Source organism: Sphingomonas cynarae (assembly GCF_039537815.1).
GTDB classification, from domain to species: Bacteria; Pseudomonadota; Alphaproteobacteria; order Sphingomonadales; family Sphingomonadaceae; genus Sphingomonas; species Sphingomonas cynarae.
Genome location: NZ_BAABBF010000005.1, coordinates 32,110 through 46,512, shown reverse-complemented (window position 1 = coordinate 46,512; position 14,403 = coordinate 32,110). Strand labels below are relative to the sequence as shown.

Here is a 14,403-nt window from a genome sequence, read left to right as displayed (position 1 = left end):
ATTCCCGCAACAGGACGACCCCGCCCATGCCATCGCGCCCCCGGCTCTACTTCGATGGCGGTTGCCGCCCGGCCGGCATGGAAACCGCCGTCGTGCTGTGCGGCGTGGCCTATATCGCTGACGATCTGGGGCCGGGCGACAGCATGGATGCCGAATGGCATGCCCTGATCGCCGCCGTGCGGCTGGCGCAGGCACAGGGCGTGACCGATCCCGTTTTCCTCGGCGATTCACGCGCGGTCATCGCGCAGGCTACCGGTGCCGCGAAGGCGCGAGGGCCGGCGCTCGATCATCTGGCAACCTTTCGCGCGCTGACCGCCACGATGCCGCTACACGTCCGCTATGTCCGGCGATCCCGCAACCTCGCCGGCATCGCGCTCGACCGTCGCCACGACGGCGCGGTCCGCCAGCCCTTTCCATGCGTTATGTCATCATGACCGAGACGATCGACCAGCTCCGCGAACGGATGGAGGCCGCTGCCGCCGCGATGGATTTCGAACAGGCGCGTATCCTGCGCGACCGGATCAACCTGCTGCGCGGCGGCACGCCCGATGCCGATGCCGCAACGGCCGACACCGCCGGTCTTACCCGCCAGCGCGCGGGTGCGATGGGCCTCGGTACCGGCCAGCCCCGCGTCGCACCGCCCCCCGGATGGACGCCGCCACCCAGACCCGATCCGATGACCAGCGGCCGGTCCCGTCGCGGCGACCGGCGGTAACGGGGTCAGGCGGCGTCGGCTACCACGCCCATGCCGACCAGATCGCGCGCCACCGCCTCCGCGATCTTGATCCCGTCGACCGCGGCGGACAGGATACCGCCGGCATAGCCCGCCCCCTCGCCCGCCGGATACAGGCCGGCGGTGTTAACGCTCTGCAAATCCTCGCCGCGCGGTACTCGCACCGGTGACGAGGTCCGCGTCTCCACGCCCGTCAGCACCGCATCCGGATGGTCGTATCCGGGTATCTCGCGCCCGAACGCGACCAGCGCCTCGCGCATCGCGGTCACCACGAAATCGGGCAGGCAGTCGGCCAGATCGGTCAGCCGCACCCCCGGGCGATAGGACGGGATCACGCTGCCCAGGACAGTAGAGGGCCGCCCCGCCAGAAAGTCGCCCAGCCGCTGCGCCGGCGCATGGTAATTTCGCCCACCCACCTCGAACGCGCGGCTTTCCCAATGGCGTTGCAGGTCGATCCCCGCCAGCGGGTGCCCCGGATAATCGCGGGCGGGATCAATGCCGACCACGATCCCGGAATTGGCGTTGCGCTCGTTGCGGGAATACTGGCTCATGCCGTTGGTCGCGACCCGCCCCGGCTCCGATGTCGCCGCCACCACCGTGCCGCCCGGGCACATGCAGAAACTGTAGACGGTGCGCCCGTTCTTGCAGTGGTGCGACAGGCTGTACGCCGCCGCCCCCAGATCGGGATGCCCCGCGCATGGACCGAACCGGGCACGGTCGATCCAGCTTTGCGGATGCTCGATCCGCACCCCGATCGAAAACGGCTTGGCTTCCAGTTGCACGCCGCGCTCGTGCAGCATCGCAAAGGTATCGCGCGCGCTGTGCCCCACCGCCATCACCACCGGTCCGGTGTCGATCGTCTCGCCGGTCTGGAGCCGCAGGCCGCGCAACCGCCGCCCGCCATCCGCATCCACCGCGATATCCAGATCGTCCACACGCGAACCGAAGCGATATTCGCCGCCCAGCGCCTCGACTGTCGCCCTCATGCTTTCCACCATCGTGACCAGGCGGAACGTGCCGATGTGCGGATGCGCCTCCGTCAGGATTTCCGGCGGGGCACCCGCCTTGACGAACTCGGTCAGCACCTTGCGGCCCAGATGCCGGGGGTCCTTGATCTGGCTCCACAGCTTGCCGTCCGAAAACGTGCCCGCCCCACCCTCGCCGAACTGCACGTTGGATTCGGGGTTCAGCTCGCTGCGGCGCCACAGGCCCCAGGTGTCCTTGGTGCGTTCCCGCACCACCTTGCCGCGGTCGAGGATGATCGGGCGGAATCCCATCTGCGCCAAGATCAGTCCCGCGAACAGACCGCATGGCCCCGCCCCCACCACCACCGGGCGCGGCCCGGCATAGCCGGCGGGTGCCTTCAGCGGAAAGCGGTAACCGGTATCGGGCGTCGGGTTGACGTGGCGGTCGCGCCGGCACCGCGCCAGCACCGGCGCCTCGTTCTTCACCGTCACGTCGATCGAATAGACGAACTGGATGTCCATCTTGTCGCGCGCGTCATGCGCCCGCCGCGCCACCGTATAGCGCACCAGATCGCGCGGCGTGATCCGCAGCCGGTTGCGGATCGCGGCGGCCAGCGCCTCCTCGGGATGGTTGATCGGCAGCTTCAGTTCGGTGATGCGCAGCATGGCCGCGCATCTACCCCTGCTGCCGACCCCCCGCAATCCGCGATCAGGCTGCCGCAACCACCGGCAAGGTCGAGCGTCGCCGCGCGCGAAGCGTGCCGCCGACCAGCCCGAACCCGACCAGCATCAGCGCCCACGTTCCGGGTTCCGGCACCGCCCCGATCAACGGCGCATCGAGGCGGACCAGGATGAACTCGTTATTGTCCGCCACCCCGGTGCCACGGCCCCCACCCCCGGGAAAATTGTTGTCGTTGACCAGCATCAGCGTCTGGTTGTCGACCGCCATGACGCTTTCGATCGTGACGAACGGAAAGCGGAAGGCATTGCTGCCGTCGCCGTTCAGGTCGTTCGGGTCGGCGATGTCGAGCAGATCGAGCACGTTGCGCTTGATGAGCCGTCCGTTCGCGTCGACCTGATCGAAATCGACCATGAACACGCCCTTGAAAGCGGCAGTGGCACCGCTGCGGCCATCGCGTTCGATGACCAGGAAGCGGCGATCGTCGATCGCCGTCATCTCGCCGATATTGGTGCCGCCGGTCAGTTCGTAGGTATAGCGTTCGTCGGTGAACGCGCCCGCCGCCACGTCGAACGCGTTGATCCGCAGTGTCCGCGCGGGATCGCCCGCCACCGTCTGCTCCAGCAGCGTGTACAGCGTGTCGCCGTCCGGGGTCAGCGCCATGCCCTCGAACCCGCCGCTGCGGGGCAGGTTCGACGTGCCGGTCGACAGCGGACTGTCGGGCGACTGCACGCCCGGCAGCGAGATCGCGGAGCCGATCACCTTGAAATTGGCATCGGTGTGGATCAGGAATGGCCCGAATTCGTCACCGAAATAGTAAGACCCGTCGGCCATCCGGCGAAAGCTTTCGACATCCAGATCGGCCCCGGTCAGCAACCGCCCGTCGCGGATCGCCGGATCGACCGGGATTGCGCCGCCATAATAGGTCGCCCCGTCAGCCTGGATCGGCAGGCCCAGCTGCCGGTTGGGATCGCTCAACGCGCTGCTGGCGTTGCGGGTCACGGTACCGGTGCCACCCGTCGCGGTCCGGAAATCGATGTCCAGGTCATGGACGAGCAGCAACGCATCGGCCGAATTCGCCTTCGTGCCGAACCCGTTGTCGGACAGTGCCGTGTAGCCGCCACGACCATTGGCGATGATCGAGGAAAAACCCTGTATGGGCTGCTGCCCCACGAACGGTCCCGTATAGCCGCTGCCGCCGATCCCGAACTGGCCCGATGTGGGACCGGGAATGAAGGTCGCGGCGGGCAATTGCGCGTAACCCACCAGCGTGGCCGCACTGGTGGCGGAACAACCAAGCGCCGCAGCGGCAGCGGCGGCAAGCATCGAAACGGCACGCATCTAAGTGTCTCCCATCATTATGAACGATGCGTTAAGCATCTGTCATGACGGTGTTATGTCAGCACGGCGACGGTTTCGGGTCGGTCGTGCACGGCTATGGCATCGCCCCCGCTGCGGGCGTAGACGGGCGGCCATGGCCGATCGGCCGTCCCCCGTTGAGGAAAGTGCATCATGACCCTGCCGGACCTTCTGCTACCCACCTGCACGCAGATGCTCGGCACGATGTCGAACTGGCTGGACAAGGCGGCGACGCAACGTTCCGGTGACGAGGCGGCACTGCTGTCCGCCCGGCTTGCGCCCGACATGTTTCCCCTGTCCACGCAGATCCGGTTTGCCTGCGTTCAGGCACTAGAAGGCGTGGCCCGCCTGCGCGGCGAAGCCTTCCCGGCAACGATCGCGGTATTGCGCGATGAAGGGCGCAACGCCGCCGGACATCCCGGATCGATCGCCGATGCGCAGGCCCGGATCGCCGAGACGCTGGCCGCGCTGCAAGTCGCCGCCGCGACCATGCCGGATATCGATCCGGCCGCCCCGATCGCCCACAGCCTGCCGCAGGGCATGGTATTCGATTTCACCGCCGGACAATATGTCCGCGACTGGGTGATCCCCCAATTCTACTTCCACGTGATGACCGCCTACGCGATCCTGCGCGCGCAGGGAGTCGAGCTGGGCAAGGCGGATTACGTCGCCCATCTGTTCGGCTGTCTGCGCCCCGGCACGATGCCGGCGGCCTGACGCGACGGGATCACGTACAGACCACAACAGACGGAGACGGGCGATGAATGCCACCTATGATGCCAGGCTGGGGCTCTATATCGCGGGCGAATGGTTGGGTGCGACCGGGCGCGACACGCGTGACGTGCTGAACCCGGCGACGGGCGCCGGGCAGGCCGCCTTGCCGCTCGCGACCGAGGACGATCTCGATCGGGCGCTGGCGGCCAGCCAGCGGGGCTTCGACGCATGGCGCGCGACCCCGCCGGCCGAGCGCGCGGCGGTGCTGACGCGGACGGCGCAGTTGCTGCGCGAGCGCGTCGATCACCTCGCCCGCGTCGCCACGCTCGAACAGGGCAAGATCCAGGCGGAGGCGAAGGGCGAGGTCGCCTTTGCCGCCGCCCTGCTTGATTTCCACGCCGCCGAATGTCAGCGCGTCTATGGCCGGGTGCTGCCGCGCCCCGCCGGTTCGCGCTCGATGGTCCTCCACCAGCCGGTCGGCCCGGTCGCCGCCTTCTGCGCGTGGAACTTCCCGATCATGAACGTCGTGCGCAAGCTGGCGCCGGCACTGGCGGCGGGCTGCTCGATCATCATCAAGCCGTCGGAGGAGACGGCAGGAAGCGCCGTGGAGGTGATGCGCTGCTTCCAGGATGCCGGACTGCCCGGCGACGTCGCCCAGTGCGTGTTCGGCGTGCCCGACATGGTGTCGCGCCATCTGCTCGCCTCGCCCATCACCCGCAAGCTCAGCTTCACCGGATCGGTGCCGGTCGGCAAGGCGCTGATGAAGCTGGCCGCCGACACGATGATGCGCACCACGATGGAACTGGGCGGTCACGGCCCGGTGCTGGTGTTCGACGACTGCGATCTGGACCGGACGCTCGACACGCTGGTCGCGCACAAGTTTCGCAACGCCGGCCAGGTCTGCGTCGCAGCGACCCGTTTCCAGGTGCAGGACGGCATCTACGATCGCTTCGCCGCCGGGTTCGCGGCGCGGACCCGCGCGCTGCGGGTCGGTGACGGCATGGATGCGGCCAGCCAGATGGGACCGATGGCCAATGCCCGCCGCCCGGACGCGATCGCGGAGTTCGTCGGCGATGCGACCGCGCAGGGCGCGCGTCTGCTGGCGGGGGGCGACCGGGATGGCGATGCCGGCTTCTTCTTCCAGCCGACCGTCCTGTCCGACGTGCCCACCGCCGCGCGGGCGATGAACGAGGAGCCGTTCGGCCCGATCGCGTTGCTCAGCCGCTTCGCGACCGACGAGGATGCGATCGCGGAGGCGAACCGCCTGCCCTTCGGCCTCGCCGCCTATTGCTTCACCGAGAACGGTCGTCGGCAGAACATGCTGGGCGATACGATCGAGGCGGGGATGATCGCGATCAACAACGTCCGCCTCAGCTATCCCGACAGCCCGTTCGGCGGCATCAAGGAAAGCGGCCACGGGTCGGAAGACGGGCCGGAAGGGATCGCCGCCCATCTCGTCACCAAGACGGTGCATATCAGCTGACCGGAGGGGGTCAGAGGCCGGCTTCCTCCAGCGCCTGGGCGATCTCCGCATCGGCGGCGGGATCGTCCTTGGGCGTCAGCCGGCCCAGCACCGTCTGCACGCGCTTTTGGGCGACCTGCAGCGTCTTGTGCCGCACCTCGCGGATGGCGTTGGTCCGCCATGACGGGCTTTCGCCCAGCAATGCCGCCCACTTCGCCTCCTCCGCCGCCAGCACGGACAGGGCCAGCCGCAGGCCGTCGCGTCGGCCATGGGCATAATCGTCAACCATCGGGCACCTCCAGCCGACGCCGCCCATAGCGGCTGGATCGCGGGCGGGGAACATCGCCGCCGTCCGGTTCTCGGCCCCCTCCCGTTTACCTGCGGAAACCGGGACCGGTCGGCGAGGGCCATGGTAGCTGATCGAACCGTTTCCACCTGCCGTCGTGCAAGGACGTTCCTGTGCGATCACGGCGGCTGCACAGCCATCCACGCTGGCGATCACCGACCGCGCCCCCATATTCTGCCACGATGAGCGAAATACGACGAATGGCGGGCCGGCTGACGGATGCCGATCAAATGCGCGACGCGGCCACCGAACCGGATTTCGTCGTCATCGACGTCGAAACCGCCTGCGCCCGGGTCAGCAGCATCTGCCAGATCGGCATCGTCGGCTTCCGCGACGGCCGGGAGGTCTTTTCCTACGAGACGCTGCTCGATCCGTGCGACGAGTTCCACGCCGTCAACACCCGCATCCATGGCATCGCCGCGCATCATGTCGCCGGCCAGCCCAACTTCGCGCAGGTCCATGCGATCGTCGACGGCCATCTCGCTGGCCGGATCACGGTCGCGCATTCGTATTTCGACAAGGGGGCGCTTCACGCCGCCTGCCTTGTGCATGATCGCCCGTCGATCGAGACGCGCTGGCTCGACAGCGTCCGCGTCGCCCGGCTGGCATGGCCCGATCTGGAGAATCACCGTCTCGGCGGTCTGGCGCGTTACCTCGGTATCGCCCACCGCCATCACGACGCCTTGAGCGACGCGCGCGCCGCCGGGTGGGTCATCGTCAAGGCGATCGATCATACCGGACTGTCGCTGGCCGACTGGATGGCCCCGCCCCGGCAACCGGGACCACCCCCGCCCGCCGCCGCCGACGGGCCGTTGCGGGGCGAACGGATCGCGATCCTCGGCGAACCGCGCGACGGCCCGCTCGCGCATCAGCTCGCCGCGCGGGGCGGCACGATCATGGCCGCCATGGGCCTGACGACGACGATGCTGGTGATCGCCGCCGCCGCCCCCTTTCCGCCATCGATAACGAACGCCACGGCCTATCGTCGGGCCATGAAGGCCATCGCCGCGGGCCGGTCCGTCACAATCGTATCGGCGGCGGCGCTGCGACGGACGGGGTTCGACCCCCGCCCGTTTCGCTCACCAGGTGCTGGCTGACGTCGTTCAGCGACCGCCCGCCAGCCATGCCTCCACCGCCGGGCGGATGCGGTCGGCCGCAGCCTTGCGGACCGCGATCGTCGTCAGCGCCCGGCGCACGCCGCCCCGGTCGCTTTCCTTGATATACTGGTCCGCATAACGCTGGATCTTCCCTGGCATCGCCGGGTCGTTCGATCCGGCGCCCAGGCCGACGATATAGCCCGACCGCGTGCTTTCCTCCAGGAACGCCTCGACCAGATCGCGGTTCGCCACCGCCCAGTCGAAGGCGAGGTCGGGGTTGCGATTGGCAATCGCGCGCAGCAGCGATGCCTTTTGCGGGGCGGTGATCGTGTCGGTGCGCAGCAGGTCGAGCGCCCGCTGGTTGAGCGCCGGATCGCGCGCGCCGCCCAGCAGGACGACGAACCGGTTCTTCGCGACCGGATTGGTTTCCGCCTTCGTCAGCGCCAGCAGCGTCTCCCATTCCGCCGCGGTCGCGTTGGTCGCGTAGGTGGACAGGATCGGCGCGCGGATCGCGGGCGGGATCGCGGTGGGGTTGCCAGCCAGTTGCGCCACGTAACGACGCGCCCGTGCCGCCACGTCCGCATCGCCGTTCGCGCCCAGCCGGCCGACCAGCGTCTCGCGCAGGTTGGAGGTCGGTGCGGTTTCGCCGGCCTTCGGTTCATACCCCACCCGTGCCAGCACCGGCGACAGCCGCGCGATGGCGCGGGCACGAAGCGGCGCTTCCAGCGGCGTGCCGGAGAAGAAGCCGGTCAGCGTCCCCATCTCGCCCGCCACCGCCTGCCATTCCAGCGGGTGCGCGCCGGTCTGCACCCGGTCCGCGGTCTCGAAGCTGCGCGCCAGATCCTGATAGCCTCCCATCGCCAGCGCGAAATCGTCGCCCAGCAGGCCCAGCCGGTCTTCCAGCGTCATGCGGGTGAAGTCGCGCACCAGCGCATCGTGCGCCGGCCGGTCGTAGAGGACGCGGGCATAGCTCTGCTTGCCCAGGTTGGCGACCAGCGTACCACAGCCGGTCAACGACACCGGCCGTGCCGCCGGCCCGCTGACGATCGCATCGGTGCGTTCGCCGGGGCTCTTGCCGCCCACCATCCCGAACGTCACCGGCACCTGCCAGGTCTGCGCCGCCTTCGACGCCTCATCCAGTCCGAAACGCCCCTGCGACACGCTCGCGGTGGTCTTTCCCCCGGTGCAGCGGACATCGGCCACCGACACCAGCGGCACGCCGCCCTGCAACGTGAAGCTGTGCGCGATCGCGGTCACCGGCTTGCCCGATGCCGCCTCCAGTTCGGTCCACAACTGATCGGTGACGGTGTTGCCGTATTTGTATTTCGCCATGTAGCGGCGCACGCCCGCACGGAAGGGCACCTCGCCCAGATACGCCTCCAGCATCCCGATCACCTGCTGGCCCTTGGCATAGGTGATGCCGTCGAACGCCTCACCGATCTGCTCGACCGAGGCGATCTTGCGGATGATCGGATGCGTCGCGGCGGTGGCGTCGGTGCCCATCGCCCCCTCGCGCTCGCCGATGACCGCCGCCGCGTGCGAATCCCAGCTGGGATTGAACTTGTTGGATGCCTTGCCTTCCATCCACGAGGCGAAACCCTCGTTCAGCCACAGGTCGTCCCACCAGCGCATCGTGACCAGGTTGCCGAACCACTGGTGCGCCATTTCATGCGCGACGACGGTGTAGATGCGCTGGCGGTTGCTTTCGGTGGCGCGGGCGGGGTCGAACAGCAGTTCGCTTTCGAAATAGAAGATCGCTCCCCAATTCTCCATCGCGCCGAAGAACTGGCTGGAACCCGGCCCGGCGATATGATCCATCTTGGGCATCGGATAGGGCTGGCCGAAATAATCGTTGTAATAGGGCAGCAGCTTCGCCGCCGCACCCAGCGCGTAATCGCCCTGCCCGACCACGCCCTTGCGGCTGATGATCCCCATCTCGACCGTCCCGGCGCGCTGCGTCTTGCGCTCCAGATCGCCCATGCCGAGGAACAGCAGATAGCTGGACATCACCGGCGTCTCGCCGAACTTGTACAACTGCTTGCCGCCGGCGATCGACGTCACGCTGGTGGCCGGCATGTTGGAAAAGGCGAGTTGCCCCGCCGGCGCTTCCGCGCTCAGGCGGAACCGCGCCTTGAACGCCGGTTCGTCCCACATCGGCGCGAAGCGACGCGCATCGGGCGCCTCGAACTGGGTGGCGAGCATCCGCACCGGCGATCCGTCCGCCTTGGTGTAATCGATCGCGAACAGGCCGGAGGCGGAGCGGTTGATCTTGCCCGTCCACTGCATCGACAGGCTGTGGCGGCCGACCTTCGCGGCACGCGGCAGCCGCAGCGTGACGCGCTGTGCCTCCTTGTCGACGCTCACCCGCGCCGCGCGACCGTCGAACGTGGCGCCGATGATGTCGAGATCGGCGGCGTTCAGCGTGATCGTCCGGGTCGCGTGGCGCACCTGCACCGTCACCGTTTCCGAACCGGAGAAGAGCAGCGTCTGCGCATCCGGCCGCACGTTGATGTCGTAGCTGATCGGTACGACGTCGGTCGGCAACTGCCCCTGCGCCAGTGCCGGTCCGGACACAGTGACGGCAAGAAGGACGGCAAGCTTGTTCATCGTTAACTCCGGCGAAAGGCGTTTGTCGCACCGGTACACCGTCCCGCCGACGGGACAAGGGGTGGCAAACGGAGCGCTCGCGGGATCGGGGGGCGTCTGGAACGGGAGATAATCATTCGCTCGCGGGGCGCGGCGGTGGCGCCACCCATCATGGGTGGCGCGAGTGACGGGGCTCGAACCCGCGACCTCCGGCGTGACAGGCCGGCGCTCTAACCAACTGAGCTACACCCGCAGACCCTGCAGACCGCGTCGGTGCGGTCCACGATGGACTTCGGCTTCGATGGGTTGCTCCATTCCGGTCAGGGAATGGCGCGAGTGACGGGGCTCGAACCCGCGACCTCCGGCGTGACAGGCCGGCGCTCTAACCAACTGAGCTACACCCGCTTGGAAGCGAGGCCGGCCAACTAGGCGAGCCCCCCCGCCCTGTCAACGGGCGTTTTTCATGTATCGTCGCGTCCGTCGTCGCCGGCATCGTTGCGCTGGCGCTTCCGGTTGCCGCGCTGCTGGACCAGCGTACCGTGTTCGAACAGAAACCCGGCGATGTCCGGCTTGCCCGCCGCGCCCAGCACGGTCTGGATGATGATGAGCAGCGGCACCGCCAGCAACGCCCCCAGCGTACCCCACACCCACCCCCAGAAACTCAGCGAGATCAGGATCAGCAGCGGGCTGATCGTCAGCCGGTGGCCGACCACGAACGGCGTGATCGCGTTCGCCTCGATCAGGTGGAATCCGTACATCATCGCCGGGGGCAGCATCGCCATCCAGATGTCGGAAAAGGTCATCAGACCGCCCAGCGCCAGCAGGAACGCGCCGATGACCGGCCCGAAATAGGGGATATAGTTCAGCAGCGCGACGATCCCGCCCCACATGGCGGGATAGGGCATCCCGATCGCCCACAGTGCCGCGCCCGTCACCACGCCCAGCGTCACGTTGATGACGGTGATCGTCCCCAGATAGGCCGACACGTCGTCGATCACGTCCTGGATCACCCGCGCGGTCGCCATCGCCCCGTCGAAACTGGTGCGGCCGGTGATCGTGCGCCGCCGCATCCGCGTCCAGCCGGACAGGAAGAAGAAGATGATGAGCACGCCGAACAGCACCTGCACGATCAGCGCGGGGGCCGAGGTCGCGGCCAGTTCCAGCACCGATCCGGGGGCCGCGACCGCCGTGGTGCTGGGCCGGCGGATCGGGGTGGAGGCGATCTGCCGCAGCGTCTTGTTCACATAGGCTTCGAGGTTGGAATACAGGTCGAACAACGGGGCCAGATTGTCCTGTATCCGCCCCAGCCGCGACGGCAGCAGGCGAAAGAAATCGGTCGCCGGCACCACGATCGCCGCCAGCGCGATGTTGACGATGACGATGAAACTCAACAGGCAGATCAGCGCCGCCAGCGTCGACGGCACCCGCCGCCGTTCCAGCCATTCCAGTACCGGCACCAGGGCCACCGCGATCACCAGCGCGGTCGTCAGCGGCAGGAAGAATTCGGCCCCCTCCTTCAGCGCGAACGGCAGCGCCATCGCCAGTCCGATGCCCGCGGTCAGCGTCAGGGCGGCGAGCAGCCGGTCGCGCCGCATGGCGATCCGCACCGCATCGTCCGCCCCCACGCCCACAGGCACGCCCAGCAGGTTGTCGGCAGGAGTATCGGGGGTCGACAGGCGGTCACGCTCGGGCATGGCGCGATCCTAGGGCGGATCGGCGGCGGGCGCCACCACCCCGGCAATCGTCAAAACCGGCCGACGAACGGCCCGGTCCGTCGTCAGTTCTGCTCGATCGCCATCAGCAACGTGCCGGCATAACGCGGCTCGGCCGGGTTATGCAACTTGCTGCCCTGGAACCGGCGCGGCGTGATCCGCAAGGCACCCAGCCCGGCGAGCTTGAACGCGCCGATCTTTTCTTCCTTGGGCGGGCGGCCATCACGCTCCAGCGTGACGGCATCGACGTACAATTCGTCATGGCGGGTATAGATCGCGTGTGGTGCCAGCGTCACCTCGCCGCGATTATAGGTCGCCGCGACCGCCAGTTGCTTGACGATCGCTTCGAAGATCACCGCCGGCGATGGCGGCGGGCCGGCATTGGGGCGCTCGACCTTGGCACTCATGTCGTTCATCCCGTTCCCTCTGCCCGTTTTACCGCAGTGCAGCAATAACGATATGGCGAATGGATCGTTTCACGATGGAACGCGGCCCGCCGCGGGACAAGGGCGGGGGATGCTCCACCCCCGCCCCGCCGCTCACTTGGCCGGACCCATCAGCTTCTGCGCGAAATAGGTCGTCTGCAACGCCTGCAACCGCGCACCCTGTGCGATGTCGGCATCGCCGGAATGGCCGCCCGTGGTATCCTCGTAGAACAGATAGGGCAGGCCATATTCCTTCAGCCGGGCCGCGAACTTGCGGGCATGCTGCGGGCCGACGCGGTCGTCCTTGGTGGTCGTCATGATGTACGGCTCGGGATAGGCCACGCCGCGCCGGATGTTGGCGTAGGGAGATATCTTCTCCAGGAACGCACGCTCCTCCGGCACCGTCACCGATCCGTATTCGTCGACCCATGATGCGCCCGCCGCGATCTTTTCATAACGTACCATGTCCAGCAGCGGCACGCCGATCGCCACCGCATTCCACAATTCGGGATGCTGGTTGAACTCCACGCCCATCAGCAGCCCGCCGTTCGATCCGCCATAGATGCCCAGCTTCTTCGCGCTGGTGATCTTGCGGGCGAACAGGTCGCGCGCCACCGATGCGAAATCGTCGTAGATCACCTGCCGCTTGGTCTTGCGACCGGCATCGTGCCACGCCGGGCCGAACTCGCCGCCGCCGCGGATATTGGCCAGCACGAACGCGCCGCCATTCTCCAGCCACAGCTTGCCCGTCGATCCCAGATAGCTCGGCAATCGCGAGATCTCGAACCCGCCATAGGCGGTCATGATCGTCGGCGTCGTGCCGTCCAGCGGCCGGTCGCGGCGATGGACGACGAAATACGGCACCCTGGTCCCGTCGGTCGAGGTCGCCTCGAACTGTTCGACCACCTGTCCCGTCGCGTCGAACTTCGCCGGCAGCGACTTCACGGTTCGCGGGGCGGCAGTGGCGCCGGCGTCGATCGACTGCAGCGTCGTCGGCGTCGTGAAGCCGGTGACGCCCAGATAGGCCAGATCGCTGCGATCGGTGGTGCTCGCCACCCCCACTGCCAGATTCTCCGCCACCGGCACTGCCCGCGTCGACCAGCCATCCCCCGCCGGCGCCAGTACCGAAACGCGGCCACGCACATTGTCGGTATAGGCCACGATCACCCGGTCGCGCGTCGTCGCCACCTCCTGCACCGCCTGTCGCGGTGTCGGGGTGAACAGCGGGCGCGGCGTGGCCTTGCCTGCCTCGATCTCGGCCAGCGGCACCCAGGCCGCCGCGCCGGCGGGGATCGCACCCCAAGGATCGCTCGTCTCGAAGATCACCCGGCCCGCGACCATCCCGACCGGGTGGGCCCGTGCCGGAATGTCCAGTTTGTGCGTCCCCTTCGGAGTCCACACCAGCGTATCGCCGCCGAAGAACTGCTGCCGCCGTCCGATCAGGACCAGCCGGTGCCCAGCCCCGTCGGTCATCACGCCGGCATAGGTGCCGAGCTGGTCGCCCGGCTCACCGCGATACACCTCGGTCGCTGCGGCCAGCGGCTGGCCGCGCTTCACCATCTTCACCACGAACGGATAGCTCGACGCGGTCAGCGTCCCCGCCCCCCAGTCGCGGCTGACGAGCAGCGTATCCCGATCGAGCCACGCCGCCCCCTGCTTGCTGGTCGGCAGATCGAACCCGCCGGGCACGAACTGCCCGGTCTGAAGGTCGAATTCGCGCAGCGTCACCGCATCTTCGCCACCCGCCGACAGATTGACCAGGCAATAGCGATCCTCGGGCTGGAGGCAGTTCGCCCCCTTCCACACCCACTGCTTCCCCTCGGCCTTCGACAACGCATCGAGATCGAGCGCGGTCGTCCAGCGCGGCTGCGCGGCGGCGTAATCCGCCTCGCTCGTCCAGCGCCAGATGCCCTGCGGATGCTGCGCGTCGCGCCAGAAATTATAGATGCGGCCGAACCGCTGGTCCGGCATCGGGATGCGATCCTCCGCGCTGGCGATCGCCAGCGCCTGCGCATAGAAGCCCGCATAGCGGGGGTCGTTCTGCAATCGCGGCAGGGTGCGGGCATTCTCGGCCTCCACCCAGGCGAGCGGCTTGGCGCCGTCCTTGTCTTCCAGCCAGATATAGGGATCGTCGGTCATCGCCGTCGTCTGCGCCACCAGCGGCGTGATCGCAACCACGGCTGCTATCGCCAACGCACTGGCCGTTGCCACTGTCATGCCCCTTCGGGTCCGTTTCCGCATCGATGATCTCCCCAGCCACTGTCGCAAAGCCCCGTACCCGGTCTTGCTCCGGGGCCTTGTGCCGGGTGACGCCGCCGCGATCAA

Annotated in this window: 11 protein-coding genes, 2 tRNA genes and 2 pseudogenes; 5 read left to right on the top strand and 10 right to left on the bottom strand. The window is 67.9% G+C overall.

The features are described from left to right. The first annotated feature begins 26 nt into the window (after window positions 1–26). The gene (locus ABD719_RS11435; protein ID WP_344693504.1) at window positions 27–434 is read left to right on the top strand and encodes a reverse transcriptase-like protein; all 408 of its coding nucleotides are present in this window, start codon (window positions 27–29) and stop codon (window positions 432–434) included. Further along, complete coding sequence (locus tag ABD719_RS11430) at window positions 416–715, top strand: UvrB/UvrC motif-containing protein (RefSeq protein ID WP_425567162.1); 300 nt, start codon at window positions 416–418, stop codon at window positions 713–715. Before ABD719_RS11435 ends, ABD719_RS11430 begins: the two co-directional genes overlap by 19 nt. 5 nt (window positions 716–720) lie before the next feature. Here ABD719_RS11430 and ABD719_RS11425 read toward each other — a convergent pair whose 3' ends face one another. From ABD719_RS11425 to ABD719_RS11420, 3 genes and pseudogenes are all read right to left on the bottom strand, one after another. Further along, window positions 721–2,364, bottom strand: coding sequence for an NAD(P)/FAD-dependent oxidoreductase (locus ABD719_RS11425; RefSeq protein WP_344693503.1), 1,644 nt, complete (start codon window positions 2,362–2,364; stop codon window positions 721–723). A 43-nt stretch (window positions 2,365–2,407) separates the two neighbouring features. Further along, a pseudogene (locus ABD719_RS18705) lies at window positions 2,408–2,521 on the bottom strand (PEPxxWA-CTERM sorting domain-containing protein); the annotation flags it as partial. Window positions 2,522–2,611: 90 nt separating this feature from the next. Further along, window positions 2,612–3,703: pseudogene (locus ABD719_RS11420) on the bottom strand (esterase-like activity of phytase family protein); the annotation flags it as partial. A gap of 186 nt (window positions 3,704–3,889) precedes the next feature. On the opposite strand from ABD719_RS11420, the gene ABD719_RS11415 reads away from it, so the two are divergent. Both ABD719_RS11415 and ABD719_RS11410 read left to right on the top strand, forming a co-directional pair. After that, window positions 3,890–4,453: a DUF1993 domain-containing protein gene (locus ABD719_RS11415; RefSeq protein ID WP_344693501.1), complete on the top strand. Its 564-nt coding sequence runs from the start codon at window positions 3,890–3,892 to the stop codon at window positions 4,451–4,453. A 43-nt stretch (window positions 4,454–4,496) separates the two neighbouring features. Then, complete coding sequence (locus ABD719_RS11410; RefSeq protein ID WP_344693500.1) at window positions 4,497–5,933, top strand: NAD-dependent succinate-semialdehyde dehydrogenase; 1,437 nt, start codon at window positions 4,497–4,499, stop codon at window positions 5,931–5,933. 10 nt (window positions 5,934–5,943) lie between these two features. Here the strand turns inward: ABD719_RS11410 and ABD719_RS11405 are convergent, their stop codons facing one another. Next, window positions 5,944–6,201: a hypothetical protein gene (locus ABD719_RS11405; protein WP_344693499.1), complete on the bottom strand. Its 258-nt coding sequence runs from the start codon at window positions 6,199–6,201 to the stop codon at window positions 5,944–5,946. A gap of 287 nt (window positions 6,202–6,488) precedes the next feature. Here ABD719_RS11405 and ABD719_RS11400 point away from each other — a divergent pair, with 287 nt between their 5' ends. Then, window positions 6,489–7,355: an exonuclease domain-containing protein gene (locus tag ABD719_RS11400; RefSeq protein WP_344693498.1), complete on the top strand. Its 867-nt coding sequence runs from the start codon at window positions 6,489–6,491 to the stop codon at window positions 7,353–7,355. A 6-nt stretch (window positions 7,356–7,361) separates the two neighbouring features. Here the strand turns inward: ABD719_RS11400 and ABD719_RS11395 are convergent, their stop codons facing one another. The 6 genes from ABD719_RS11395 to ABD719_RS11370 form a co-directional block, all read right to left on the bottom strand. Continuing rightward, on the bottom strand, window positions 7,362–9,962 hold the full coding sequence (locus tag ABD719_RS11395; protein WP_344693497.1) for a M1 family metallopeptidase: 2,601 nt from the start codon (window positions 9,960–9,962) through the stop codon (window positions 7,362–7,364). A 155-nt stretch (window positions 9,963–10,117) separates the two neighbouring features. Then, a tRNA-Asp gene (locus ABD719_RS11390) sits at window positions 10,118–10,194 on the bottom strand. Window positions 10,195–10,269: 75 nt separating this feature from the next. Further along, a tRNA-Asp gene (locus ABD719_RS11385) sits at window positions 10,270–10,346 on the bottom strand. 56 nt (window positions 10,347–10,402) lie between these two features. Continuing rightward, window positions 10,403–11,635, bottom strand: a complete 1,233-nt coding sequence (locus tag ABD719_RS11380) for an AI-2E family transporter (protein WP_425567161.1) — start codon at window positions 11,633–11,635, stop codon at window positions 10,403–10,405. Window positions 11,636–11,718: 83 nt separating this feature from the next. Then, the gene (locus ABD719_RS11375; protein ID WP_425567160.1) at window positions 11,719–12,069 is read right to left on the bottom strand and encodes a hypothetical protein; all 351 of its coding nucleotides are present in this window, start codon (window positions 12,067–12,069) and stop codon (window positions 11,719–11,721) included. A 123-nt stretch (window positions 12,070–12,192) separates the two neighbouring features. Beyond that, window positions 12,193–14,295 carry a prolyl oligopeptidase family serine peptidase gene (locus tag ABD719_RS11370; RefSeq protein WP_425567158.1) on the bottom strand — a complete coding sequence of 701 codons (2,103 nt, stop codon included), beginning with the start codon at window positions 14,293–14,295 and terminating at the stop codon, window positions 12,193–12,195. Window positions 14,296–14,403 lie beyond the last annotated feature (108 nt).